Origin of the sequence: Pantoea sp. 18059 (assembly GCF_902706165.1) — a bacterium.
In the GTDB taxonomy this organism is placed as follows: Bacteria; Pseudomonadota; Gammaproteobacteria; order Enterobacterales; family Enterobacteriaceae; genus Pantoea; species Pantoea agglomerans.
Window position 1 is genome coordinate 479,141 of the sequence record NZ_CACSJS010000001.1, and the last position, 25,405, is coordinate 504,545.

19 protein-coding genes are annotated in these 25,405 nt (G+C 59.2%); 14 read left to right on the forward strand and 5 right to left on the reverse strand.

Annotated features, from left to right (window positions below; all coding sequences use genetic code 11):
* Positions 1-122 precede the first annotated feature (122 nt).
* The 6 genes from GVJ63_RS02250 to cobA are packed head-to-tail and all read left to right on the forward strand — an operon-like array spanning position 123 to position 10,561.
* A complete protein-coding gene (locus tag GVJ63_RS02250) occupies positions 123-1,373 on the forward strand; it encodes a CmpA/NrtA family ABC transporter substrate-binding protein (protein WP_010245814.1) in 1,251 nt (416 codons plus the stop codon).
* Positions 1,374-1,384: 11 nt separating this feature from the next.
* Complete coding sequence (ntrB, locus tag GVJ63_RS02255) at positions 1,385-2,257, forward strand: nitrate ABC transporter permease (RefSeq protein ID WP_159226366.1); 873 nt, start codon at positions 1,385-1,387, stop codon at positions 2,255-2,257.
* A gap of 10 nt (positions 2,258-2,267) precedes the next feature.
* Positions 2,268-3,056, forward strand: coding sequence for an ABC transporter ATP-binding protein (locus GVJ63_RS02260; RefSeq protein ID WP_010245808.1), 789 nt, complete (start codon positions 2,268-2,270; stop codon positions 3,054-3,056).
* Positions 3,057-3,066: 10 nt separating this feature from the next.
* Entirely contained in the window at positions 3,067-7,131 is a 4,065-nt protein-coding gene (gene nirB, locus GVJ63_RS02265) for a nitrite reductase large subunit NirB (RefSeq protein ID WP_159226367.1), read from the forward strand.
* Entirely contained in the window at positions 7,128-9,746 is a 2,619-nt protein-coding gene (locus GVJ63_RS02270) for a nitrate reductase (RefSeq protein WP_010245802.1), read from the forward strand. Before nirB ends, GVJ63_RS02270 begins: the two co-directional genes overlap by 4 nt.
* Positions 9,746-10,561: a uroporphyrinogen-III C-methyltransferase gene (gene cobA, locus GVJ63_RS02275; RefSeq protein ID WP_115387617.1), complete on the forward strand. Its 816-nt coding sequence runs from the start codon at positions 9,746-9,748 to the stop codon at positions 10,559-10,561. The genes GVJ63_RS02270 and cobA overlap by 1 nt, the downstream gene beginning before the upstream one ends.
* Before the next feature lie 442 nt (positions 10,562-11,003).
* Here the strand turns inward: cobA and GVJ63_RS02280 are convergent, their stop codons facing one another.
* Both GVJ63_RS02280 and GVJ63_RS02285 read right to left on the reverse strand, forming a co-directional pair.
* Positions 11,004-11,357 (reverse strand): DUF6404 family protein, encoded by a 354-nt coding sequence (locus GVJ63_RS02280; protein WP_235038328.1) that lies wholly within the window; start codon positions 11,355-11,357, stop codon positions 11,004-11,006.
* Positions 11,358-11,466: 109 nt separating this feature from the next.
* Positions 11,467-12,279: a DeoR/GlpR family DNA-binding transcription regulator gene (locus tag GVJ63_RS02285; RefSeq protein WP_010245789.1), complete on the reverse strand. Its 813-nt coding sequence runs from the start codon at positions 12,277-12,279 to the stop codon at positions 11,467-11,469.
* A gap of 352 nt (positions 12,280-12,631) precedes the next feature.
* Here GVJ63_RS02285 and GVJ63_RS02290 point away from each other — a divergent pair, with 352 nt between their 5' ends.
* From GVJ63_RS02290 to GVJ63_RS02320, 7 genes are all read left to right on the forward strand, one after another.
* Positions 12,632-13,429, forward strand: a complete 798-nt coding sequence (locus GVJ63_RS02290) for a GolD/DthD family dehydrogenase (RefSeq protein WP_111533732.1) — start codon at positions 12,632-12,634, stop codon at positions 13,427-13,429.
* Between the two features lie 55 nt (positions 13,430-13,484).
* Positions 13,485-14,420: a D-ribose ABC transporter substrate-binding protein gene (locus tag GVJ63_RS02295; RefSeq protein WP_010670004.1), complete on the forward strand. Its 936-nt coding sequence runs from the start codon at positions 13,485-13,487 to the stop codon at positions 14,418-14,420.
* Between the two features lie 45 nt (positions 14,421-14,465).
* Positions 14,466-15,077, forward strand: a complete 612-nt coding sequence (locus GVJ63_RS02300) for a DUF2291 family protein (RefSeq protein WP_010670005.1) — start codon at positions 14,466-14,468, stop codon at positions 15,075-15,077.
* Positions 15,078-15,087: 10 nt separating this feature from the next.
* A complete protein-coding gene (locus GVJ63_RS02305; protein ID WP_010670006.1) occupies positions 15,088-16,620 on the forward strand; it encodes a sugar ABC transporter ATP-binding protein in 1,533 nt (510 codons plus the stop codon).
* Positions 16,621-16,847: 227 nt separating this feature from the next.
* On the forward strand, positions 16,848-17,915 hold the full coding sequence (locus GVJ63_RS02310) for an ABC transporter permease (protein ID WP_010245772.1): 1,068 nt from the start codon (positions 16,848-16,850) through the stop codon (positions 17,913-17,915).
* A gap of 11 nt (positions 17,916-17,926) precedes the next feature.
* Positions 17,927-18,724, forward strand: coding sequence for an SDR family oxidoreductase (locus tag GVJ63_RS02315; protein WP_061704029.1), 798 nt, complete (start codon positions 17,927-17,929; stop codon positions 18,722-18,724).
* A 173-nt stretch (positions 18,725-18,897) separates the two neighbouring features.
* Complete coding sequence (locus GVJ63_RS02320) at positions 18,898-20,331, forward strand: YchO/YchP family invasin (RefSeq protein WP_187510851.1); 1,434 nt, start codon at positions 18,898-18,900, stop codon at positions 20,329-20,331.
* Positions 20,332-20,608: 277 nt separating this feature from the next.
* Here GVJ63_RS02320 and GVJ63_RS02325 read toward each other — a convergent pair whose 3' ends face one another.
* From GVJ63_RS02325 to GVJ63_RS02335, 3 genes are all read right to left on the reverse strand, one after another.
* A complete protein-coding gene (locus GVJ63_RS02325; protein ID WP_194709459.1) occupies positions 20,609-20,809 on the reverse strand; it encodes a hypothetical protein in 201 nt (66 codons plus the stop codon).
* A 102-nt stretch (positions 20,810-20,911) separates the two neighbouring features.
* Complete coding sequence (locus tag GVJ63_RS02330; RefSeq protein WP_159226369.1) at positions 20,912-21,406, reverse strand: MarR family winged helix-turn-helix transcriptional regulator; 495 nt, start codon at positions 21,404-21,406, stop codon at positions 20,912-20,914.
* Positions 21,407-21,727: 321 nt separating this feature from the next.
* Positions 21,728-23,272 carry a methyl-accepting chemotaxis protein gene (locus GVJ63_RS02335; protein WP_033771601.1) on the reverse strand — a complete coding sequence of 515 codons (1,545 nt, stop codon included), beginning with the start codon at positions 23,270-23,272 and terminating at the stop codon, positions 21,728-21,730.
* 551 nt (positions 23,273-23,823) lie between these two features.
* Here GVJ63_RS02335 and GVJ63_RS02340 point away from each other — a divergent pair.
* Positions 23,824-25,380 carry a bifunctional diguanylate cyclase/phosphodiesterase gene (locus GVJ63_RS02340; protein WP_159226370.1) on the forward strand — a complete coding sequence of 519 codons (1,557 nt, stop codon included), beginning with the start codon at positions 23,824-23,826 and terminating at the stop codon, positions 25,378-25,380.
* Positions 25,381-25,405 lie beyond the last annotated feature (25 nt).

The following is a 25,405-nucleotide window of genomic DNA, read 5'->3' on the forward strand; positions in this document are numbered from 1 at the left end:
ATAGAGAGTACGCATTGCTCCCGCCAATGGCGGTGGGGTCAGTGCTTTGGATAAAGGCGTCCATCCGCAGGCTTCGGCTTGTCGGAGGACGCCTTTTTTTATTTCTGTTCAGGGGCAACAAGATGAGCAAAACGCCATTTTCACTGACACGACGTCAGGCGCTGATCTCCGGCGCCGCGCTGGGTGCGGCCTGGATCGTTCCGGGATTACGAAATGCGGTCTGGGCAGCGGGATCAGATGCGCCAGAAAAAGCGCAGGTGCGGGTCGGCTTTATCCCGCTCACTGACTGCGCGCCGGTGGTGATGGCCTCTGTGAAAGGCTTCGACAAAAAGTATGGTCTCACATTGCAGGTCAGCAAAGAGGCGAGCTGGGCGGCGGTGCGCGACAAACTGACCTCCGGTGAGCTGGATGCGGCGCATGTGCTCTACGGCATGATCTACGCCCTGCAACTGGGCGTAGCGGGTCCGCAGCACGACATGGCGAACCTGATGACGCTCAACCATAACGGCCAGGCGATCACCCTGTCGAACCAGCTGAAAGCCAGTGGGGTCACCGATGCGGCCAGCCTGAAAAAGGCCATTGATGGCAGCGCCAAAGGCAGCTTTACCTTCGCCCATACCTTTCCGACCAGCACCCATGCCATGTGGCTCTATTACTGGCTCGCCAATGCGGGCATCCACCCGTTTGATGACGTGCGCACCGTGGTCGTGCCGCCGCCGCAGATGGTGATGAACATGAAAATTGGCAACATGAGCGGCTTCTGCGTTGGTGAGCCGTGGAACCAGCGCGCCATCAGCGACAACATCGGTTTTACCGCCGCCACCAGCCAGCAGATCTGGCCGGAGCATCCGGAAAAAGTGCTCGGCACCCGCGCAGAGTGGGTGAAAGAGAACCCCAACACGGCCCGTGCACTCACCGCCGCTGTGCTGGAGGCCGCGCGCTGGATTGATGCCTCGGACGACAACCGCCGCGAAACCGCGCAGGTGTTAGCCGGCCGCGCCTGGATCAATACCAAAGTGGAGACGTTACAGGGTCGGATGCTCGGTCAGTATCAGAACGGCCTGGGGCAGTCGTGGCAGGACGCTCACCCGATGCGCTTCTTTGACAACGGCAACGTCAGTTTTCCCTGGCTCTCAGACGGCATGTGGTTCCTGACCCAGATGAAACGCTGGGGCCTGCTTGCCAGCGATCCCGACTACCTCGCGGTGGCGCGCCAGATCAACCGCATCGACATCTACAAACAGGCCGCCAGCGCAGTCGGACAGGTTGCACTGCCCGCCAGTGAAATGCGCAGCAGTACCTTCATCGACGGCAAGGTCTGGGATGGCAGCGATCCTGCCGCCTATGCCGCCAGTTTCGCTATCAAACGTTAAGAGAGGTTGCTATGAAAACTGACGCGCGCGCCCTGGCGCAGCCGGTGCAGAGTCACAACAGTGCCAACGTTATTCCGTTACAGGTCACCCCGAAAGCCGCAGCCCGTCCGGCGCGTCTGCGTCCGCTGTTGCAGCGCGCCATTCCCGCCACCGGTGGCCTGTTATTAATGCTGCTGGTGTGGCAGATCGCGGCGCTGTCGCAACCGGGTTTCCCTTCGCCTTACGCCACCTGGCAGGCCGCTCAGGTCCTGTTCGCTGATCCGTTCTACAGCAACGGCCCCAACGATCAGGGCATCGGCTGGAACGTGCTGGCGTCGCTGCAACGCGTCGGCATTGGATTCGGCCTGGCCGCGCTGGTCGGCATTCCGGCGGGCTTTTTAATCGGTCGCTTTAGCTTTATGGCGCAGATGTTCAATCCCGTCATCGCCCTGCTGCGGCCGGTGAGTCCGCTGGCCTGGCTGCCGATTGGCCTGCTGCTGTTTCAGCGCGCCGAGCCTGCCGCCAGCTGGACCATTTTTATCTGTTCGATCTGGCCAATGATCATCAACACCGCCGAAGGAGTTCAGCGTATTCCGCAGGATTACCTCAACGTGGCGCGGGTGTTACAGCTCTCTGAGTGGACGGTAATGCGCCGGATCCTGCTGCCCGCCGTGCTGCCCGCCGTGCTGACCGGGGTCCGTCTCTCTATCGGTATCGCCTGGCTGGTGATCGTCGCCGCCGAAATGCTGACCGGCGGACTGGGCATCGGCTTCTGGATCTGGAATGAGTGGAACAACCTCAACGTGGAAAATATTCTGGTCGCCATTCTGGTCATCGGCGTAATCGGGCTGCTGCTGGAACAGGGGCTGATGCTGCTGGTCCGTCGTTTTAGCTGGGATAAATAAGGAGAGCACGATGCAACAGATCATTCGCGTCCAGCAGGTCAGCCAGCGTTTTGCCACCGCCAGCGGCGAGTTTCTGGCGCTGGACAATGTCAGTTTTGATATTCACGAAGGGGAAACCCTGAGCCTGATCGGCCACTCCGGCTGCGGCAAATCGACGCTGCTGAACCTGATTGCCGGTTTAACCCGGCCCAGCAGCGGCGTGCTGCTGTGTGATAACCGCGAAATCACTGGCCCCGGTCCGGAGCGCGCGGTGGTGTTTCAGAACCATTCGCTGCTGCCGTGGCTGACGGCATTTCAGAATGTCGAGCTGGCGGTGCAACAGGTGTTTAAAGGGCGCTTCAGCAAAGCGGAGATGCGTGACTGGATCGAGCACAACCTTAACCGGGTGCAGATGAGCCATGCCATGCACAAGCGGCCCGGCGAAATATCCGGCGGTATGAAGCAACGCGTCGGTATTGCGCGGGCGCTGGCGATGAAGCCACGCGTGCTGCTGCTGGATGAGCCGTTTGGCGCGCTGGACGCCTTAACCCGCGCTCATCTGCAGGACAGCGTGATGCGCATTCAGCAGGAGCTGAACACCACCATCGTGCTGATTACCCATGACGTGGATGAAGCCGTGCTGCTGTCAGACCGGGTGCTGATGATGACTAACGGCCCGGCGGCGCAGGTTGGCGAGATCCTCACTGTCGATCTGCCACGTCCGCGTTCACGGGTGGCGCTGGCGGATGAGCCGCGCTACCACCAGTTGCGACAGAAAGTGCTGCATTTCCTCTATGAAAAACAGACCACTGCGGCGTAAGGAACAGACCATGAAGCAACGGTTGCTGGTGATAGGTAATGGCATGGCGGGAATGCAGATGGTGGAGAGCCTGCTGCAACGTGCACCGCAGCGCTTCGCCATCACGGTCATTGGCCGCGAGCCGCACGGCAATTACAACCGTGTGCTGCTGTCGCCGGTGCTGGCGGGTGAAACGCCGTTCAGTGAAACACTGATCCACGATCGCGACTGGTATGAGCGGCACGGCGTCACGCTGCTGAACGACGAAACCGTGCTGCAGGTCGATCTGGCGGCACGTACAGTGCAGACCGATTATCGCCAGCTGGGCTGGGATCGGCTGGTGTTTGCCACCGGTTCACAGCCCCGTTTGCCCGCCATTCCCGGCATCAACGCGGATTGCGTACTGGGTTTTCGCAGTATCGCCGACGTCCGGCAACTCCTGGCGTGCCAGGGACCGGTGGTGGTGTTGGGCGGTGGTTTTCTCGGCATTGAAGCGGCGGCGGCACTCTGTGCCCGTGGGCGTGAGGTTACGCTGGTTCATCACAAACCCTGGCTGCTGGATCGCCAGCTGGATGCAAAGGCGGGCGAGCTGTTGCTGACGGCACTCCAGCAGCGCGGTATCCGCTGCGTGCTGAACAGCGGACTCACGGCGATTGACGAGGCGGGTGTGACGCTGACCAGCGGTCGTCACTGCGCCGCCACGCAGGTGGTGATTGCCATCGGCGTTCAGCCGGAGATAACGCTGGCGCAGGCGGCGGGTCTGCCGTGTCAGCGCGGCATTCTGGTCGATGGGCAGTTACGCACAGCGGTCCCGTCGGTGTACGCCGTAGGCGAGTGCTGCGAAATTGCCGGCGAAACCTTTGGCCTGGTCGCACCCTGCCTGACGCAGGCGCAGATTCTGGCCGCACAGCTGGCGGGGTCGCCACTGGCGGATTTTGTCAGCCAGCCGCAGGCGACGCGGCTCAAAGTCAGTGGCATTTCGCTGTTCAGCGCCGGGGATGTCAGTGAGGCACCCTCCATCAGCAGTTTTGATCCGATCTCCGGCGACTACCGCCGTCTGTTTCTTCGTCAGGGCCGCCTCTGTGGCGTATTGCTCTCTGGCGACACCCGGCAGGGTCCCGCGCTGCTGGCGCGTCTGCTGCACACCGAAGCTGTCACGCTCGAAGCCCTGTTCGATTCCCGTCAACCTGAACCGCAGCCGCAGGCTGCAGAGAGTCCTGAGATGAGTAAACCGGTATTAGCCGTGGTGGGTCACGGCATGGTCAGTCACCACTTTCTTGAACAGCTGGTTGCCCGCGAACTGCATCAGCACTACCACATCGTGGTTTACGGCGAGGAGCGTCAGCAGGCTTACGATCGGGTGCATCTGTCGGACTATTTCAACGGCAAAACGGCCGACGATCTGTCGCTGGTCAGCGCGGACTTTTTTACCCTGCACGGCATCGAACTGCGCAGCGGCTGCGCAGTCGTAGCGATCGATCGTCAGCAGCGCAGTCTGCGTGACAGCGCGGGCAATGAGCTGGCGTGGGATAAGCTGGTGCTGGCCACCGGCTCGCGTGCTTTTGTACCGCCGGTACCGGGCCACGACGACGAACGCTGCTTTGTCTACCGCACGCTGGATGACCTTGATGCCATTGCTGCCTGCGCCCGCAATAGCCAGCGCGGCATCGTGATTGGCGGCGGCCTGCTGGGTCTGGAGGCGGCGAATGCGCTGCAGCAGCTCGGGCTGGAAACGCATGTGGTGGAGTTTGCGCCACGCCTGATGGCAGTGCAGCTCGATGAGGGCGGGGCGCTGATGCTGCGCCAGAAGATCGATGCGCTGGGCGTCACGGTTCACACCTCAAAACAGACCGAACTGATTGAGCGTCAGACCGACGGTAGCGTGGTGCTGCGCTTTGCTGACGGCAGCAGTTTACCCGGCGATCTGGTGCTGTTCTCCGCCGGTATCCGGCCGCGCGATGAGCTGGCACGTGAAGCGGGCCTGACGCTGGGACCGCGCGGCGGCATTGAGATTAACGATCGCTGCCAGACCAGCGATGAAGAGGTGTTTGCCATTGGTGAATGCGCATTGTGGAACGGTCAGATCTTCGGTCTGGTCGCGCCAGGCTATCAGATGGCACGCGTGCTGGCCGGGCATCTGGCGGCTGAATCCACCGCCTTCAGCGGCGCGGACATGAGTACCAGACTGAAACTGCTGGGGGTGGAGGTGGCGTCGTTTGGTGACGCGCATGGCCGGACGCCGGGCAGTCAGCACTATCACTGGACCGACGGGCCAAAAGGCATCTACAAGAAAATCGTGGTTTCTGCCGACAGCACCCGGCTGCTGGGCGGCGTGCTGGTCGGTGACAGCAGCGACTACGCCACGCTGCTGCAGATGATGCTCAATGAGTTACCGCTGCCTGCCGCGCCAGAAAGCCTTATCCTGCCTGCGCTGTCGGAGGCGCCGAAAGCGCCAGGCGTCGCGGCGTTGCCTGACAGCGCCCAGGTCTGCTCCTGTCACAACGTCAGCAAGGGCGAAATCTGCGCGGCGGTGAAAGGCGGATGCGGTGAGATGAGCAGCATCAAAAGCTGCACCAAAGCGGCTACGGGCTGCGGCGGCTGCGCGGCGCTGGTGAAGCAGGTGATGGAGTTTCAGCTGGAAAACCTCGGTGTCGAGGTAAAAAAAGATATCTGTGAACATTTCAGCTATTCGCGCCAGGAACTTTATCACCTGGTGCGGGCCGGTGAGTTCAGAACCTTTGATGCGCTGCTGACGTCACATGGTCGGGGGCAGGGTTGTGAAGTGTGCAAACCGCTGGTGGCGTCACTGCTCGCCTCATGCTGGAACGACTATCTGCTAAAACCGGCGCATCTGTCGTTGCAGGACACCAACGACCGCTATTTCGCCAATATCCAGAAAGATGGCACCTATTCGGTGGTGCCGCGCGTCCCGGCGGGCGAAATCACGCCGCAGGGGTTGATCGCGATTGGCGAGGTGGCGGCGCGTTACGATCTTTACACCAAAATCACCGGCGGTCAGCGTATCGACCTGTTTGGCGCGCGGCTCGATCAACTGCCTGATATCTGGCAGACGCTACTGGCGGCGGGTTTTGAAACCGGTCACGCCTACGGCAAGTCGCTGCGCACTGTGAAGTCCTGTGTGGGGTCGACCTGGTGCCGCTACGGCGTGCAGGATTCAACCGCTTTCGCCATTGCGCTGGAGAACCGCTACAAGGGGCTGCGCGCCCCACACAAGATCAAGATGGCGGTATCGGGCTGTACCCGCGAATGTGCGGAAGCGCAGAGCAAAGATATCGGGGTGATCGCCACGGAAAAGGGCTGGAATCTCTATGTGTGTGGCAATGGCGGCATGAAGCCGCGCCACGCCGACCTGTTCGCCAGCGATCTCGATGATGCCACGCTGCTGCGTTATGTCGACCGCCTGCTGATGTTCTATATCCGCACCGCAGACAGGCTGCAGCGCACCAGCGTCTGGATGGACAATCTGGAAGGCGGCCTGGACTATCTGCGTCAGGTGGTGATTGAGGATAGCCTCGGTCTGGGCGAGACGCTGGAGCAGGAGATGCAGCGGGTGATGGACGCGTATCAGTGCGAGTGGCAGACCACGCTGGCGGATCCTTCACGACTTGCGCTGTTTACCCCTACGGTCAACAGCGATCGCCCGGATGAGACGCTGCACTACAGCCGGGTGCGCGGTCAGCGTCAGCCGGAGGCCGTTACCGATCGTCCGCTGTTACCGCCGCCAGCCGAGCCGTGGAGCGCGGTGTGTACACTGGAGGCGATTCCTCAGCAGGCGGGGATCGGGGCGCGACTGGGTAGCGAACGTGTTGCGCTGTTCCGCTTTGGCGATGCGCTTTTTGCGCTGGAAGACCGCGAACCCGGCAGCGACGCCAGCGTGCTCTCACGTGGGATCCTTGGCGATGTGGGCGGCGAGCCGGTGGTGATCTCCCCGCTCTATAAGCAGCGGATACGGTTGCGTGACGGACAGAGCCTGGATGACCCGCAGCATCAGCTGCGCTGCTGGCCGGTGAAGTTGGAAGCGGGTCAGATCTGGCTGGCAAATCGTCCGCTGGATCAGCTGGCGCAGGCATCATGAACAGTACCTGTCCCTATTGCGGCGTCGGCTGTGGCGTCTGCGTCACCCCGCAGGGGGCGCATCAGGCAACCGTGATCGGCGATCCGCACCATCCCGCGAATGCAGGTCGGTTGTGCGTAAAAGGCGCAGCGCTGGGCCAGACCCTGACGCCGCAAGGGCGTTTGCTGAACGCCGAGGTTAACGGGCAGCGCGTCAGCCTGGACGCTGCGCTGGATGCGGCGGCGGCGGGATTGCGGGCGGTTATCGATCAGTATGGCCCGCAGGCGGTGGCGTTTTACGGCTCCGGCCAGCTGTTGACCGAGGATTACTACGTCGCCAATAAGCTGATGAAGGGCTACATCGGTGCAGCCAACATCGATACGAATTCGCGGCTCTGCATGGCGTCGGCGGTGGTCGGTTATAAGCGGGCGCTGGGGGCCGATGCGGTGCCCTGCTGCTATGAGGATCTGGAGCAGGCCGACCTGGTGCTGCTGGTGGGGTCTAATGCTGCCTGGGCGCATCCGGTGGTGTGGCAGCGGCTGATGCAGGCGAAGCTGCAACGTCCGGCGATGTGTATTGTCGTTATCGATCCGCGGCGTACGGCGAGTTGCGATCAGGCCGATCTCCACCTGCCGTTGCGGCCCGGCAGCGATACGGCGTTGTTTTCCGGTCTGCTGCACTGGCTGGCGCAGCAGGATGGCATTGATGCCAGCATGTTGCCGCACCTGAATGGTGTGGACGAGACGCTGACCGCCGCAGCGCAGTGGGGTGTGGCGCGAGTGGCAGAGGCATGTGACTTAACCGTGCAGCAGGTCGCGCACTTTTTCCAGCTTTTCAGCCAGCACGATCGGGTGCTGACGCTATGGTGCATGGGGATTAATCAGTCCGCCACCGGCAGCGACAATAACCAGGCGATTCTTAATCTGCATCTGCTGACGGGCAAAATAGGCCGCGCGGGCTGTGGTCCTTTTTCGCTGACCGGACAGCCAAATGCCATGGGCGGACGGGAGGTGGGTGGCCTGGCGAATCAGCTGGCGGCGCATATGAATTTTACTGAAGCGGATTGCGAACGGGTGCAGCGTTTCTGGCGCAGTCCGGCCATTGCCCGGGAACCGGGACTGACTGCACTGGATCTTTTCCGGGCACTGGCGGATGGCACGGTGAAAGCAGTGTGGATTATGGGCACCAATCCAGCGGTGTCGATGCCTGAGGGCAACCGCGTCGCGCAGGCGCTGGCGGCCTGTCCGCTGGTGATTGTATCAGATGTGATGGCGCAGACCGATACCAGCGCCTTTGCCAATATTCTGCTGCCCGCCCAGGGGTGGGGCGAGAAGAACGGCACGGTGACCAATTCCGAGCGGCGTATTTCACGTCAGCGCGCTTTTGCCGCCGCACCCGGTGACGCCCGGCCTGACTGGTGGTTGCTGTCGCAGGTGGCCAGGCGTTTAGGGTTTGATGAAGGCTTTAACTGGCAGCATCCGGCAGAGATTTTCCGTGAGCATGCGGCGTTGTCAGGTTTCGAGAACCGGGGCGCCAGGGCGTTTGATATCAGCGGCCTGGCGCAATTGAGTAATGCTGACTGGGATGCGCTGCGTCCGGTGCAGTGGCCGGTTAACGCGGCCTGTCCGCAGGGCTGCGCCCGGCTGTTTGGCAATCGTCGGTTTTTTCATCCGGATGGTAAGGCCCGGTTGCGGGTGCCGGCCACGCCGGTTGTCGCCCCGCGCGAACCGGCGTATCCGTTGTTGATGAATACCGGACGGGTGCGCGATCAGTGGCACACCATGACGCGTACCGGGCTGGTGCCGCGTCTGATGCAGCATTGCGATGAACCGTTTGTCGCGCTGCATCCGGCGGATGCGGCAACGTATGGCGTGACGGCGGGCGGACTGGCGCGGGTGCAGTCTGTTCAGGGCTGGATTAGCGTGCGGGTGCGTGTCGATGCCGGGATGCGGCGCGGCGAGCTGTTTGTGCCGATGCACTGGAACCGGCAGTTCAGTCAGCAGAGTCACGTCGATTTACTGGTGGCCGCCCGCGCCTGTCCGTTTTCGGGGCAGCCCGCGCTGAAGCAGACGTCGGTGCGGATTCTGCCGTTGAGGGTGAGCTGGCAGGGCTGGCTATGGCAGCGCGAGATAGCGCAGCCCACAGGGTTGCGTTACTGGGCGCGTACCCCCTATCCGGCGGTGCAGCGTTATGCGGTGGCGGGCGAGGGCTCGCCGCAGGTCTGGCTGGACGGGCAGGTTGTTCTTTCAGGCTGTCACAGGCAGGTTGCGACCGGCAGCGGCAATGATTACCGGTTGCTGGCATGGCGTGACGGCGAGTTGCAGCTGGCGTTTTATGCCGGCTCCGTGTTGCCGTCGATTGATAGTGCGTGGGTCGCCGAGGCCTTTAGTCATGCGCCGCAGGATGCGGCAGGGCGGCACAGTGTACTGGCAGGACAGCCCGCGCAGGGCGCGGCCACGGGACGGATTATTTGCAGTTGTATGGCGGTGGGTGAGCAGACGATTTTACAGGCGGTGGCGCAGGGGTGTCGTACAACTCAGGCGTTGGGCGAAAAGCTAAAGTGCGGCACGCAGTGCGGCTCCTGTATTCCGGAGCTGAAGCAGTTGTTGCTGTCCGAAGTGATGTCGGAGGAATGATGACACGAGCAATTGATTCTCTGGATAAGTTACTGGCCCCGGTGGATGCCGTGTCGCAACAGGGCGCGGTGTGGCTGGTGGGTGCGGGCCCTGGCGATGTGGAACTGCTGACCGTTAAGGCGTTGCGGTTGCTGCAGCGTGCTGAGGTGGTGGTATATGACCGGCTGGTGAGTGACGCGGTGATGGCGGAGGTGCCGGAGCAGGCGTTGTGTATTGATGTGGGTAAGCAGCCGGGGCAGCATGGTCTGAAGCAGGCGCAGATTAATCAGTTGCTGGTGGAACTGGCGCGCAGTGGACGCAATGTAATCCGGCTGAAGGGGGGCGATCCGTTTGTTTTTGGTCGCGGAGGCGAGGAGATGGTGAGCGTGCAGCAGGCCGGGATTCGCTGTGAGGTCGTGCCAGGGATTACGGCGGCTGTGGGCTGTGCGGCAGCCAGCGGAATTCCGTTGACGCATCGGGATTGCGCGCAGTCTTTGCGGTTGATTACCGGGCATGGGCGGAACGGCGAGCCGCAGCTGGAGGCGGCTGCGCTGACGGCGGTGAATCAGACGCTGGTGTTTTATATGGGGTTGAGCTGGAGTGCGTCGATCAGTGCGCAGTTGCAGGCGCAGGGACGTGATGCGGAGACGCCGGTGGCGATTATTGAGAATGGGACCCGGCCCGATCAGCGGGTGTTGATTACCACGCTGGGGGGATTAGCGGAGACGGTGGCGCGGGATAAGCCGGTGTCTCCGTCGTTGCTGATGGTGGGTGAAGTGGTGCGGTTTTATCGGGCGGATTTGCAGGTGGGGATGCAGGTGCAGGCGGTGGGGTGACGGGGCTGCAGGTGCGGGCTTTTGCTGGCAGGCAGGAACGGTGTGGCAAGACGGTGCGGCGTGCATGTAAGACCTGCCTGATCGCAAAGGGATCCCGCATCCCTGCGGACTGGGCTCGCCATCCGTGGCTCGCACACTTTGCTCTTCAGGCAGGCCTTACCTGCACTGTTGGCATTGGTGCGGGGTTTTGCGGGAGCGGGTCGGTATTAGGTGCAGGTTTGTTTGGGTGAGAAGGCAGGAATGGTTTGAAGAGCCGGTGCGTTGTGCAGGAAAGGCCTGCCTGATCGCAAAGGGATCCCGCATCCCTGCGGACTGGGCTCGCCATCCGTGGCTCGCACACTTTGCTCTTCAGGCAGGTCTTACCTGCACTGTTGGCGGCAGTGCATTCTGTTACGGAAAAGGGAAACTGGTCCTGACAATGATGATTAAGCGTCTGACGGGGTTAAAGCTCCTCCCACGCAGGCAGGTTGTGAACTTTTTTTCGGTATCCGTGAAACAGTGCCATTGTCGTACCGAAGAACAGACCTGCGATCAGATTGGGTATCAGCGAATAGTTGTCGTCAGACACGCCCGGAAGAGAAGGCAATAAGAGCAGCAGTGGCATCATCAGCGTGTACATGCTGGCAAACACCACAAGATTGAGCCAGAAAGGAGTGAAACCCGGGGGTGGAAGATGGATATTCATTTTCCATAACAAACGATGTAATGGCGGAGCAGAGTTACTCGGCCACATTTTCTTCGCTGCCATTAGGGCTAAAGCCCGCGCTTTCCTGCGCTCGAAAATCTCGTTTTTCATCGTTTTATCATCCGTTACATCCCTGCTTAGCATTCGCTCTGGAGCGTAACTTAATCCTGTGGCTGTCTGATGACAGCGAGTGGCTGAATCGATGTTGTTTCAACAAGCATTACATCGCCCGCTTCAGCGGCAGCGGGGCCACCAGCACTTTCACGCCTAGCGCTTCAAACGCTTTGACCTGCGCAGTGCTGATGCCGCTGTCGGTGATCAGGTAGTGAATATTGCTCCAGTCACAGGGCAGCGCGAACATCGAAACCTTGTCGATTTTGCTGGAGTCAGCGACCACGTAAACCGTGCTGGCAGATTTGATCATCGCCAGCTTTACCTTGATGTCAGTTTCACTGGGGAAGCTCAGGCCCAGACGCGGCGAGATGCAGGCGGTCGCCAGGAAGAGTTTACCGGCCAGCACGTTTTCGAAGAAGCTGGCCGCCTTTTCGCCGGAGGTAGAGAGCGTCGGAAATTTAAAGGTACCGCCGGTCAGCAGGATGTTGATCCCCGGCTCGCCGCCCAGTTTCAGGGCGATATTCACCGCGGTTGTCACGACCGACAGGCGGCGGATGTGGCTGATGGCATCGGTGATCGCGGTGGTCGTGGTGCCGGAATCGAAAATCACCGTGTCGCCATTTTCGATATGCTGCGCCGCCAGCCGGCCAATCGCCTCTTTCTCTTCCAGATGTGTCTGCCGCTCCAGCAGCATCGCCCCGGTATTCTGTTTGCCCGTCATCAGCGTCGCGCCACCATGGTAGCGCTGCACAAAGCCCTGTTTTTGCAGCATGCGAAGGTCGCTGCGTAAGGTGGCTTCGGTCAGTCCAAAGGTCTCCGTCAAAGCTTTAACCGTGACCGTGCCATCCTCACGGATCATCTCCAGAATTTTCTCGCGGCGTTGCTGCATGTCAGCGAACTGCTCACTTTTGCTTTTCAATCGAAATGCTCCCTTTTCCAATAACCTGAGAAGTCGGGCGAACAAGGTCTTTGTGGCTGAGTTTAACGCGCCATTTTTATGAATGCGAGATAGCCTGCTCTGCCTTTGGTTTTCGAACGAAAATATAAAATGTGCAGGCTATTGAATCTCTCACGCTTTCCGGATTGCAGCCAGCTGCCTTTATTTCGGGACTGGAAGCCAGATCACGTCTTTTCAATCAGATAAGCCGCTTTGCAGGGCAGATGGTCGAAATTTGATCTGCTCCACACAACATTTCTTTTCGATAGCTTATATTTTTGTTCGAAAATGAGTGAATCAACGGCATCGGCAAAAATCTGAGGGGAAGAGTGGGATGAGTGGTGAATATGACGTAAACCTGCGCTACGGCGTGGATACCGCAATGAATCTGGCCGGCAAAGTGGCCGTCGTGACCGGCGGGCTGGGCGGTATTGCGATGGCGACCAATGGCATGTTGCTGGAGAAGGGCGCGAGTCTGGCACTACTCTATCCGCCGTTTGAAGCAGAGAAGGTGGCCAGCCTGAGGGCAGATTTCCCCGGCGAGCGGGTGCAGTTTGTCTGCTGTGACGTTACCGATCCCGCGTCGGTTGAACAGGCTTTTGACGATGTGGTTTCCCACTATGGCCGGATCGATATCCTGGTGAATTGCGCAGGCTACGTGATGCTGCAGCCGGTGATCGAGACCGATTTTGCCGAGTGGCAGAAGCAGATTGCGGTGAATCTCACCGGGCCTTTTCTCTGCTCACAGGCCGCCGCACGGCTGATGATCCGTGCCGGTGCGGGCGGCAAAATTATTAATATCGCCTCCCAGGCGGCATCCATCGCTATCGACAACCATGTCGCCTACACCTCAGCCAAAGCGGGCCTGCTGGGCATGACCAAAGTGATGGCCAAAGAGTTTGCCCCGCATCGCATTAACGTTAACACCCTGTCGCCCACCGTAGTGCTGACGCCGATGGGCGAAAAGGCCTGGCGCGGCGAGAAGGGTGAGCAGATGAAGAAGCTGATTCCGCTCGGACGCTTTGCTTATACCGATGAGATCGCCGCTGCGGTGCTGTTTTTCGCCAGCAACGGCAGCGACATGATCACCGGCGCCGATTTGATGATCGATGGGGGCTTTACCATCTGGTAAGGCCAATCCAGCACCCGGGAATTCATACCCTGCCATAACGATAAGAGAGAACATCATGAAAAACCGTACCTTGCTGTGCACTGCCGTGGCTGCCTGTCTGGTTTCGCAGGCGGCGTTTGCCGCCGAAAAGGGCACCATTATGATTCTGGTTAACTCACTCGATAATCCCTACTACGCCTCCGAAGCCAAAGGCGCCAATCTCAAAGCGCAGGAACTGGGTTACAAAACAACGGTGCTGTCGCACGGCGAAGATGTGAAGAAACAGAGCGAACTAATCGACGCCGCTATCGGTAAAAAAGTGCAGGGTATCGTGCTGGATAACGCCGACTCCACCGCCAGCGTGGCGGCGATTAAAAAAGCCAAAGATGCCGGGATCCCGGTGGTGCTGATCAACCGCGAAATCCCGGTGGATGACGTGGCGCTGGCGCAGATCACCCACAACAACTTCCAGGCGGGTTCAGACGTTGCCAACGTCTTTGTTGAAAAGATGGGCGAAAAGGGCAAATACGCCGAACTCGCATGTAACCTGGCGGATAACAACTGCGTGACACGCTCGAAATCGTTCCATCAGGTGCTGGATCAGTATCCTGATATGCAGAGCGTGGCGCGTCAGGATGCCAAAGGCACGCTGATTGACGGCAAGCGCATTATGGACAGCATCCTGCAGGCGCATCCGGATGTGAAAGGGGTGATCTGCGGTAACGGCCCGGTGGCGCTGGGCGCCATAGCCGCGCTGAAGGCGGCCGGTCGCAATGATGTCATCGTGGTGGGGATTGATGGCAGCAACGACGAACGCGATGCAGTGAAAGCGGGCACGCTGAAAGCCACGGTCATGTTGCAGGCGCAGGCGATTGCCGCTGAAGGGGTGACCGATCTCGATAACTTCATTCAGAAGGGCGTGAAGCCGGAAAAACAGCGGGTGATGTTCCGCGGTATTCTGATTACCCCGGAAAACGCTAAAGGTGTACAGGACTTTAACTACAAGTCGTAATTAAACGCTGTCGCGCCTGCGAAAGCGGGCGCCAGGGAGAAGATGATGTCCCGAAGAGTCTGGCTGACGCTGGTGGTCTTGCTGTTAAGCGGCTGCAAAATTGTGTCGCAGCAGGAGCTGGCTGCCCTGAAAAATCCCCCCAATCCGAAAATGGCAAACATCGACCAGCTCTGGCAGCAGAAACTGGTGCCGCAGGTTCAGGCAGAGGCTAAGCCGCTGGCGACGCTGATGAAGTCGCTGCAGTCTGCTAAAGACTTCGACAGTGCCTGTCAGAGCTACGGCTATCGCAGTCAGGCTGAGAATCCCTGTGTCTTCAGCGTCTCGGTTAGCGGCGAGGTGACCGCCGTAAATACCACGTCACGCAGTGGAAAGATGACCGTGAAAGATGAATCAGGTGACAGTGTCACAATTCAGGTAGGGCCAATCATTCGTGGCACCGCTTTGCGGGATGTCTACAAAGGCGTGAGCTATCAGGACTTCAATGACCAGGTGCTGTTTGGTGATTACGGCAAGGCGATTAACCAGCACGCCTCCACTCTGATGCAGCAGTTTGCGCCGAAGGTGGGCGATAAAGTGAGGGTTTCCGGCGTGTTCAGCAGCTGGGACATTCCGCAGCAGCTGCCGGATATCACTCCGGCTGCGATCAACCGGCAATAAGGAGCGGCAGATGCAAAATCCTCAACCGCAACAGTCCGGCGACGTGATTATCGAAACGCGCAACGTGTCGCGTCTTTATCCCGGCGTGACCGCGCTCGATCAGGTCAGTTATCGGGTCTACCGCAATAAAGTTAACGTGCTGATCGGTGAGAACGGTGCCGGTAAGTCCACCATGATGAAGATGCTGGCGGGTGTAGAGACGCCGTCCTCGGGCGAGATTCTGCTGGATGGCAAGGTGGTGTCGCTGAACTCCACGCATCAGGCGGAGAAGCAGGGGATCAGCATCATTTTTCAGGAGCTGAATCTGTTTCCCAACATGAACGTGATGGACAACATCTTTATCGCCAATGAGTATTTCCAGCGCGGGGTGATCAATGAAAAGTATCAGTACGCACTGGCAAAGTCGCTGCTGGAACGGCTGCAGCTGGATGTCGATCCTTACGCGCCGCTGGGTGAGCTGGGTATTGGTCATCAGCAGCTGGTGGAGATCGCCCGGGCGCTGTCGAAGGATACCCGGGTGCTGATCATGGATGAACCGACCAGCGCCCTGAGCCAGTCTGAAGTGAAAGTGCTGTTTAACGTCATCGATCAGCTTAAGCGGCGTGGGGTCACCATTATCTACATTTCTCACCGGCTGGAAGAGCTGATGGAGATTGGCGATCACATCACCATTTTCCGCGATGGCCGTTTTATTAGTGAGCGCGAGGTACGGGACGCCAGCGTGCCGTGGATTATCGCCCAGATGGTGGGTGACAAGAAAAAGCAGTTCGACTATCAGCCTGCGCCACAGGGGGAAACGGTGCTGGAGGTAGAGGGCCTGACTGCGCTGCATCAGAACGGCGGTTACAAGCTTAATGACGTCAGTTTTACGCTGCGCAAAGGCGAGGTGATCGGCATTTATGGTCTGCTGGGTGCCGGACGCACCGAGCTGTTTAAGGGGCTGATTGGCCTGATGCCCTGTCAGTCGGGCCATGTTCGGCTGGCGGGCAGGGATCTGGCGAAACGCAGCTTCCAGCAGCGGCTGAAAAGTGGCATAGCGCTGGTGCCCGAAGATCGCAAAGGCGAAGGGGTGATTGAACTGATGTCGGTCACCGCCAACATGACCCTCTCTGACTTCAGCCTGCGCGGTTTTCGTCGTGCGCTGGGGCTGTTGAATCCTGCCAGGGAGCAGCAGCGGGTCAGTGAGATGATCGGCCATCTGGCGATTAAAGTCAGCGATCCCGACCTGCCGGTTACGGCGCTGAGCGGCGGTAATCAGCAGAAGGTGGTGCTGGGTAAAGCGCTGATGACCGGGCCACAGGTGGTGCTGCTGGATGAGCCAACGCGCGGTATCGACGTGGGTGCCAAAACCGACGTCTATCACCTGATTGGCAGTCTGGCACAGCAGGGGCTGGCAGTGATGTTCTCCTCCTCTGAACTGGATGAGGTGATGGCGCTGGCGGACCGCATTTTAGTGATGGCCGATGGCCGGATTACTGCCGATCTGCCGCGCGCAGCGGCGACGCGAGAACATCTGATTGCGGCATCAACCCCGCAGGATTAAGAGCCTGACCCATCAGGCTATTTTATTTGTCCGTCTGAACCTGGGCAGTGGTCACACAGGCTGCTTTAGCAACCTGAACGCCCGTCAGGGCGGCCCTGAAGGGGCGAGCACAGCGAGTAATCCTCACGTACTGCGTGTACGTGCCGGTTGTTCCGCGCTGTCCGTGTCCAGACTGCCTGAAACCATTACGCCTGGCGGGCCAGGCTCTAAGCTGGCCGGAGAATTTCATGAACCAAAAATATCTGCTCTATATGTACCTGCTCAAGGCCCGCACCTTTATTGCGTTGCTGATTGTGGTCGGCTTTTTCAGCGTGATGGTGCCGAACTTTCTCACCCCCTCTAACTTGCTGATCATGACGCAGCACGTGGCGATTACCGGCCTGCTGGCCATTGGTATGACGCTGGTGATCCTGACCGGCGGTATCGATCTCTCGGTGGGTGCGGTCGCCGGGATCTGCGGCATGGTGGCGGGCGCACTGCTCACCAATGGCATCCCGTTGTGGGGCGGCAATACGCTGTTTCTCAACGTGCCTGAAGTGATTCTGGTGGTGGCCATCTTTGGCGTGCTGGTGGGGCTGATTAACGGCACGGTGATCACCCGACTGGGCGTCGCACCCTTTATCTGCACCCTGGGCATGATGTATGTGGCGCGCGGTGCGGCGTTGCTGTTCAACGACGGCGGCACCTACGCTAACCTGGTGGGAGTGCCCGCGCTGGGCAACACCGGCTTTTCGCTGCTCGGCTCCGGCACCGTACTGGGCGTTTATCTGCCAATCTGGCTGATGCTCGGCTTTTTACTGCTCGGCCTCTACCTGACGCGCAAAACCCCGCTGGGTCGTTACATCTACGCCATTGGCGGCAATGAGTCCGCCGCGCGACTGGCGGGCGTGCCGATTATCAAGGTGAAAGTCTTTGTCTACGCCTTTTCCGGCCTCTGCGCGGGGCTTGTCGGGCTGGTGGTGGCCTCTCAGTTGCAGACTGCGCACCCGATGACCGGCAACATGTTTGAGATGGATGCCATTGGTGCCACCGTGCTGGGCGGCACTGCGCTGGCGGGCGGACGTGGCCGGGTTTCCGGCTCGATTATTGGCGCTTTCGTTATCGTCTTTCTGGCGGATGGCATGGTGATGATGGGCGTCAGCGATTTCTGGCAGATGGTGATCAAAGGTCTGGTGATTGTGACTGCGGTAGTCATCGACCAGTTCCAGCAACGTCTGCAAAGCAAAGTGGTGCTGCTGCGTCGCCATGAAAAAAAGCAGCAGGCAGCCCCCCTTACTGATGTTCGTCACAGTTAACAGGAGCGATTATGAGCCGCGAACAACGTGGAAAAACAGTGGTGATAACCGGTGCCTGTCGTGGCATCGGGGCCGGGATCGCGGCGCGTTTCGCCCGCGACGGGGCCAGGCTGGTGATGGTGTCGAATGCTGACCGGGTGTTCGCTACAGCCGACCAGCTTCAGCAGCAGTATGGCAGTGAGATTCTGGCGCTGCAGGTCGATATCACGGATGAAGCTGCGGTGCAGCAGCTCTATCAGCAGGCCTTTGAACGCTTTGGTCAGATCGACGTATCGATACAGAATGCGGGCGTGATCACCATCGACCGCTTCGACACCATGCCGAAAAGCGACTTTGAGCGGATTCTGGCGGTTAACACCACCGGCGTCTGGCTTTGCTGCCGTGAAGCGGCGAAATATATGGTGCAGCAGCGCAGCGGCAGCCTGATCAACACCTCATCGGGGCAGGGACGACAGGGCTTTATCTACACGCCGCACTACGCCGCCAGCAAAATGGGGGTGATAGGCATTACCCAGAGTCTGGCGCTGGAGCTGGCGCCGTGGAACATTACGGTCAACGCTTTTTGCCCTGGCATCATTGAGAGTGAGATGTGGGATTACAACGATCGCGTCTGGGGCGAGATCCTCAGCAGCGAGGAGAAAACCTACGGTAAAGGGGAGCTGATGGCGGAGTGGGTGCAAAACATTCCGCTGAAGCGTGCCGGTCAGCCGGAAGATGTCGCCGGACTGGTGGCGTTTCTGGCATCAGAGGATGCGCGCTACATCACCGGGCAGACCATCAATGTAGATGGCGGGTTGATCTTCTCCTGATGCGGTGAGAGATCGCAGGCCTGCTGTAAACGCAGGCCTTTTTCTGACCCGGACTTTTCTGTTATATGCACAATTCGCCGCTGCTGTCCTGCATCGCCGTCACAATATGTTAAGGTAATAGCTGATGATTTTTGTTTAATTGCAGCTACGAACTAATCAATGTGCCGGGTGACATGATACGGAAAACAGGGGTTCTCTCTTTGATTGCGCTGTCGCTGACTGCCACGCAGAGCGCCCGCGCCTTTCAGACTGAAACAGCGGTGTCAGAAACGCCATTCGACAATCCTGCGCGCTACAGTCAGTCGCTGCCGACGCTCGGCGGTGCCAGCGATCAGGATGAAGAGTGGAGCAAAAAGCTGGCGGCCGTGGCCAAAAGTATCGGTGAAGCGAGTAACAACAGTGACAGCAATGTCACGTTTGGTCAGCAGGCGGGCGTCTGGGCGTTCAATCATCTGCGCGATGAAGTGGCCGATCGGGTTGAGAGCGAAGGGCAGTCACTGCTTTCCCCTTACGGCACCGCGCAGCTGGATCTGAAAGTCGACATGAACGGAAACTTTACCGGCACCGGCGGCGATCTCTTCAGCGCACTGGCCGACGAAAACAGCCGGCTCACCTTCAGCCAGCTTGGGCTGCACGATACCGGCGATGGCCTGGTTGGCAACGCGGGACTGGGACAACGCTGGGATGCCGGTGACTGGCTGCTGGGTTACAACGGCTTTGTTGACCGCGTGTTCAGCAGCGGCCTGCAACGCGCCTCTGTGGGCACGGAAGCGTGGAGCGATTCAATGCGCTTCTCGGCCAACTACTATCAGCCGCTTTCCGGCTGGAAAAATCTGGGCGATTCGCAGCAGCAGCGCATGGCGCGCGGCTACGATATTACCAGCCAGAGCTATCTGCCCTTTTATCGTCAGCTGGGCGTTTCGGTGAGCTATCAGCAATATCTGGGTGAGAATGTCGATCTGTTTAACAGCGGCAACCGCTATCACAATCCCTCCGCCATGTCGTTTGGCCTCTCTTACACTCCCGTGCCGCTGGTGACGCTGTCCGCTACCCATAAAACCAGCAGCGCCGGTGAGAGTCAGGATCAGCTGGGGCTGAAACTCAACTATCGCTTTGGCGTGGCGCTGCGACGTCAGCTCGATGCCGGAAACGTCGCGGAGGCGCACTCCCTGCGCGGCAGCCGTTACGATACCGTCACCCGCAGTGATACGCCGGTGCTCACCTTCCGTCAGCGCAAAACGCTGTCCGTGTTTCTGGCAACCCCGCCCTGGCAGTTAAGCAGTGGCGAGAGTCTGCCACTGAAGCTGCAGGTGCGCGCCAGCAATGCTATCAAGGCGGTAAGCTGGCAGGGCGATACGCAGGCGCTGAGCCTGACACCTCCGGCCAATAACGCCGATCCGCAGGGCTGGAGTGTGATCTTACCGCAGTGGGATCCGTCGCCAGACGCCAGCAACGAATATCGCCTGTCGGTAACACTGGAGGATAGCAAGCAGCAGCGTGTGACCTCTAACTGGATCACCCTGAAAATTCAGCCACCGATGACCGTGGACGAGGCCCCGCAGAACGATCGTTATGATTTGATGGCACCCGGCGGCACCACACTTTAGTTGGGATGCTTTACTGCACAGAAAGGATTGGGGGGAGTGAATAGCGGTGGTGGTGTGCAGACGCTGTTGTTAACGTCTGCAGGCCCGACAGCGGTTACTGGCAGAGATAAGTTGTCGGGTTGACGAAGGCGCGGGTGCGGCAGAGTGACATCACGATTGATCCTGAAATGAGAGCGGGAACCACTGGGTGAAAGCAGGAACGACGCTGCGCTGCGGGCAGGGTATTGATATTAAGAAGACGCGGGCAGCGCCGCCGTTTAGCGCAGCGGCCCGGTTATCAGTTAACCATGCTCATCACAATACGTACCGCTCTGGCGTAGACCTCTCGCTGACCGTTTACCGATCGTGCCTGCTGATGCTGCAGGAATGCAATTATGTCCTGTAAGCCTGCCGTCTTGCCTGACTTCAGCAGGCTCGACACGGCCTGCCCTACAACGGCATGGACGTCAGCCATATCTGCCGGTTTATCGGTACTCAATAGAAACTCCAGCGCAACCGTTCTGCTGAATAGCACCTGAAGAGGCAACACTCAGGCGATTCAGCTTTATCAGCCTGGTCACAGGTTTTTTATAAGCCGGCATCATGGCAGGGCCTTAAGCAGCTTTTCACGCAGCGTTGCCACCTGGGTTGTCAGCTCACCAAGTTCACTACAGGCGGTATCCATCACCGAGATCATATCAGCCGGGACGCCAGCCGCCGAGACTTTAAGCTGGTGGCCCTGTTCTGTCAGGGAGATCAGTACCCGGCGCTCATCATTTCCCGTGTCACGCTGGCGGCAGATAATGCCCCCGCTTTCAAGCCGCTTCAGAAGCTGGCTGAGCGTGCCGGAATCAAGCCGGACACGTGCACCAATATCAGAGACGGTCAGGCGATCTTTCTCCCACAGCACCAGCAGCACCAGATATTGCGGATAGGTCACTCCCAGCGGTTTTAACCGCGACTGATAGAGCTTTGTCATGGCAAGTGAGGCGGAATAGAGCGCAAAGCAGAGAAACTGGTCGATGGTTTCAGGCGCTGCACTGGCGGGAGGCGTATCGGAGATCCCCGCGGGTTCGTCATTCATATCTTTACTCATTCTGAGTCCGGGGTGGGACAGCCAGACCCCAGGCTGTTGGTCAGCCGTGAAGTCTCGCGAATAGTATCTCGGGGAGATGTTGATTTCGGCAGCATCTCTTTCTGGTGTAAGACACCAGACTTTTAAGCGCTATCGCAGCGGGAGAAAAAGCCTTTAGCTGCGCCGCCGATTGAAAGTCGGCACAGTATTGAGTCAAATTAAATTGAAGTCAACATAACCGGTCGCAACCCTTGCGCACAACGTGCGCCGGGTGCAACGCAGCTAAGATCGGCAGGACAATTTCAGCATTTAACCCAGGCTGAAGCCGCCCGCCGATACGGCTTATACGGTGAAGGTCTCTACCATACCGCGCAGGTCGCGCGCCTGGGCCAGCAGTGACTGCGATGCAGAAGAGGACTCTTCCACCAGCGCGGCGTTATTCTGCGTGACGCCATCCATCTGACTCACCGCAATACTGACCTGGGAGATGCCCTGCATCTGTTCACCGGAGGAGAGGGAGAGGTTGTCCATAGCATCGGCCAGTTCACCGACGCGGCTGACAATCTTCAGGATGCGCTCACCCGTTCCGGCCGCTACGGTTACGCCATCCTCGACCTGCGTCACGGCCTGCTCAATCAGCTGCTTGATGTCGCGTGCTGCGGTGGCGCTGCGCTGGGCCAGCGAGCGGACTTCACCCGCGACCACGGCAAATCCGCGGCCCTCTTCACCAGCGCGCGCAGCTTCTACGGCGGCGTTGAGCGCCAGAATATTGGTCTGGAAAGCGATGCCTTCAATCACCGACGTAATATCGCGTACCCGAACGGCACTCAGCGAAATGTCATGCATGGTTTCTGACAGGCGCTGGACATCTGCTTCGCCCGCCTGGGCCAGGGTGGCGGCCTCGCGCGCTGAACCGGCAGTCTGCTGCGCGCCCGCGGCGTTGCTTTTTACCGTGGCGGTGAGCTGCTCCATGCTGGCGGCCGTTTCCTGCAACGCAGCAGCCTGCTGCTCGGTACGGGATGAAAGCTCGGTATTGCCCTGCGAAATCTCATCGGCCGCCAGCGCCACCGAGGCGGATGCCCCTTTGATCTGCGTAACCAGTTCGCGCAGGTTGGTCTGCATGCCGCTGAGCGACGCAAGCAGGCTGGTGCTGTCGCCACGGCGCAGCGTGACCGGCGAGGTGAGATCACCGGCGGCAATCGCAGCAGCCAGCGTCTGAGCCTGCACCGGTTCGCCGCCCAGCTGGCGCATCAGTATCCGCACAATAAACGCGCAGGTGACGACGGCAGCCAGCACGGAGAGCACCGCCAGGATGATCAGTATCCAGGTGGTGCGGGCGATAGCGATGCCGTTATCCACTACCGCATCCCGGCTGCTGCGCATCTCAAGCTCGGTCAGATCGTTTATCGCCTTCAGCAGGCTCTGCTGAGCCGGACGCGCCACCTTTAACAGATAGTCGGTGACCTCCTGCTGACGATTTTCCATCCCCAGTTTCCCGGCGGTCATCAGCGTGGAGAGAGCGGCCTCTTCAGTGGACTCGATTCTGCTCATCGCCTCCCGTCCGGCCTGTCCGGGGTCGGTCTGCATCATGCCTGAGAGTACTTCGCGGTTGCTGATATAAAGCGCGCGCTGTTTTTGCAGACGTTCCCATTCTGGCTTCATGGCAACGGGATCGGTCAGCAGAGCAAGGTTACGCACCGCGATTGCCATATCCCGCACGCCACCGCGCATATCCAGCACCGTCTGGTACTTTTTCAAACGGACATTAACCACCTCGTCCATACCATCGCGAGCGCTATCCAGCGCGTGAATCGCGGTGCCGGTACAGATAATAAACAGCAGAATAAGCAAGCCAAAACCTGCGCTAAGGCGCGTTGAAATTTTCATCTCTCGTTCCGAAAGAGTTCATTGGGTAAACCGGTATCGGCAGGAGAGAGAACTTCTGGAGAGTTACGTTTAACTAAATTGTTCGCTATTTAATTTAACGAAATTAAAAATTGCACGTATACCCACCCCGTTATGCCACAAAATCGTAACGGGAGTGATAACGAAATCCCGGCCAATATCCTGATAAATCGCTTTTTATCGCCTGACGAGTGTGCGCCTTTTCGCGCGGTGCAGCCGCGCGATACGCCAGCGTCATAACCCGTCAAAAACACCGGAATGCACAAATTTAACCGGGCGGGCCTGTTAATCTGGCTGCTGCTGCCGATAGAACACTATTCGACATTGATGACGTAACCGACACGCATCGGGCTCCGCAAAACGTCTGCCTCACTGCCGTAAGGCGGGTGAGAACGTGCGAATGCGATGAGTAAAAATAGCGGAGGGGTGATAATTGTCGGCAGCTTAGCAGACATTGAATGAGAAGTACGCCCCGGTTTTTTACTGAAAATTAAAACAAAACTCTGACACTTTCCATCACCGGGAACTAACGCATGCGCCTGAAACTTTTCTGGCTCGCAATGCTGAATATTGCGACCATCATTTTACTCTCCACGCTGTGGGAATTCGGGCTCGAGGCGTGGATCTCCAGCCTGCTGGGCCTGAGCTATGATCCCGATTTTGAAACCAGCGAGCGGCTGCGGTTTATCCTGACCTCCACCTCGTTTGCCGGACTGGCAATGATTATTCCGGCGCTGCTTATTGCGGGTCTGATCCGCAACACGCTGCGTGCGGAAAAAAATGCCCTCAGGCTGGCCGGAACTGATGCGCTGACGGGGGTCATGAACCGCCGATCGTTCACTGCACACATTGCTGCGCTTGATGCCGACGGGACGCCCTACACCCTGACGCTGCTCGACATCAATGACTTTAAGAATATCAATGATCTGAACGGTCATCGTCAGGGCGACGCCACGCTTGTCGCGCTGGCCAATCTGTTGACCACCTCGGCGGGTACCGGGAGTCAGGTGTTTCGCATCGGCGGGGATGAATTTGCCATTGTTGCCCAGGCTTCACAGGCAGATCAGGCGCTGGCCGCCGCCGAAAGCTTCTGCCAGCATGCGGCATCCATCCGGACCGGTCCGCACACCTTCCTGAGCCTTTCAGCAGGCATCGCCAGCTCAGCCTGCACGGGTCAGGCCGATGTCGTGCGGGCGGCGGATCTGGCGCTGTACGAGGCGAAGCAGGATAAGTGCGCCTGTCTGGCACGATTCTCTCCGGACATGGAGCTGCGCTTTCGCCAGCGGGAAAGGCTGGAGCAGGAGGTTGTTGCCGCTGTAAGCGGTCACGCCATCGTTCCCTTTCTGCAGCCGCTGGTTTCACTGCGCACCGGTAACATTACCGGCTTTGAGATACTGGCGCGCTGGATCACTGCGTCCGGTCAGACGGTTTCGCCTGCAGAGTTTCTGCCAGTGGTGGAGCGGCTAGGGTTGATGGACAGCATGACCGTGGCGCTGCTGCAGGATGCTGTCAGTGCAACCCGGGCATGGCCAGCCGGGCTCTGCCTGTCGCTGAACATTACCCCGGAGCAGTTGCTGAGACCGTCGCTGACCAGCTGTTTGTCCAGCATTATGCAGCATGCCGGGCCGGTAATGCTGGAACTTGAAATCACCGAACAGAATGTCATGGCCATTTCTGACGATGCCCGCCAGGCGATCCATCTGCTGAAAGAGGCCGGTATCGGAGTGGTGCTGGATGATTTTGGCACCGGCTACTCCAACCTGTCGGTTTTGCTGGGGCTGGGTATTACCAAAATCAAAATTGACCAGACGTTTATTGCCGGAATCGTGACCGGATCTGAGCAGCGAAAAGTGGTGGAAACGCTGCTGGCACTCTGTCAGGGGCTTAATGTGATCATTACTGCAGAGGGCATTGAGGATGTCGCCACGCTGAGGTGGCTGAGAAAGCGCGGCTGTGATTACGGGCAGGGATATCTCTTCAGCCGTCCGGTTCCTGCCGGGCAGGCCACCACGTTGCTGGCGTCCGCTAACGTGGAGGAATTGATGCAGGAAGAGGCGATGGCCGTTAGCTTAGTCAGGTCGCTGGGCTGAAAGCGCGCAACACTCTCTGTGGCCG

Excerpts from the sequence above, each read along its gene's own strand:
- nirB (WP_159226367.1), top strand. The coding sequence starts at position 3,067 with ATGAAGCAACGGTTGCTGGTGATAGGTAATGGCATGGCGGGAATGCAG.
- GVJ63_RS02250 (WP_010245814.1), top strand. The coding sequence starts at position 123 with ATGAGCAAAACGCCATTTTCACTGACACGACGTCAGGCGCTGATCTCC.
- GVJ63_RS02340 (WP_159226370.1), top strand. The coding sequence starts at position 23,824 with ATGCGCCTGAAACTTTTCTGGCTCGCAATGCTGAATATTGCGACCATC.
- GVJ63_RS02270 (WP_010245802.1), top strand. The coding sequence starts at position 7,128 with ATGAACAGTACCTGTCCCTATTGCGGCGTCGGCTGTGGCGTCTGCGTC.
- GVJ63_RS02330 (WP_159226369.1), bottom strand. The coding sequence starts at position 21,406 with ATGAGTAAAGATATGAATGACGAACCCGCGGGGATCTCCGATACGCCT.
- GVJ63_RS02305 (WP_010670006.1), top strand. The coding sequence starts at position 15,088 with ATGCAAAATCCTCAACCGCAACAGTCCGGCGACGTGATTATCGAAACG.
- ntrB (WP_159226366.1), top strand. The coding sequence starts at position 1,385 with ATGAAAACTGACGCGCGCGCCCTGGCGCAGCCGGTGCAGAGTCACAAC.
- GVJ63_RS02310 (WP_010245772.1), top strand. The coding sequence starts at position 16,848 with ATGAACCAAAAATATCTGCTCTATATGTACCTGCTCAAGGCCCGCACC.
- GVJ63_RS02335 (WP_033771601.1), bottom strand. The coding sequence starts at position 23,272 with ATGAAAATTTCAACGCGCCTTAGCGCAGGTTTTGGCTTGCTTATTCTG.
- GVJ63_RS02295 (WP_010670004.1), top strand. The coding sequence starts at position 13,485 with ATGAAAAACCGTACCTTGCTGTGCACTGCCGTGGCTGCCTGTCTGGTT.
- GVJ63_RS02315 (WP_061704029.1), top strand. The coding sequence starts at position 17,927 with ATGAGCCGCGAACAACGTGGAAAAACAGTGGTGATAACCGGTGCCTGT.
- GVJ63_RS02320 (WP_187510851.1), top strand. The coding sequence starts at position 18,898 with ATGATACGGAAAACAGGGGTTCTCTCTTTGATTGCGCTGTCGCTGACT.
- GVJ63_RS02300 (WP_010670005.1), top strand. The coding sequence starts at position 14,466 with ATGTCCCGAAGAGTCTGGCTGACGCTGGTGGTCTTGCTGTTAAGCGGC.
- GVJ63_RS02280 (WP_235038328.1), bottom strand. The coding sequence starts at position 11,357 with ATGAAAAACGAGATTTTCGAGCGCAGGAAAGCGCGGGCTTTAGCCCTA.
- cobA (WP_115387617.1), top strand. The coding sequence starts at position 9,746 with ATGACACGAGCAATTGATTCTCTGGATAAGTTACTGGCCCCGGTGGAT.
- GVJ63_RS02260 (WP_010245808.1), top strand. The coding sequence starts at position 2,268 with ATGCAACAGATCATTCGCGTCCAGCAGGTCAGCCAGCGTTTTGCCACC.
- GVJ63_RS02290 (WP_111533732.1), top strand. The coding sequence starts at position 12,632 with ATGAGTGGTGAATATGACGTAAACCTGCGCTACGGCGTGGATACCGCA.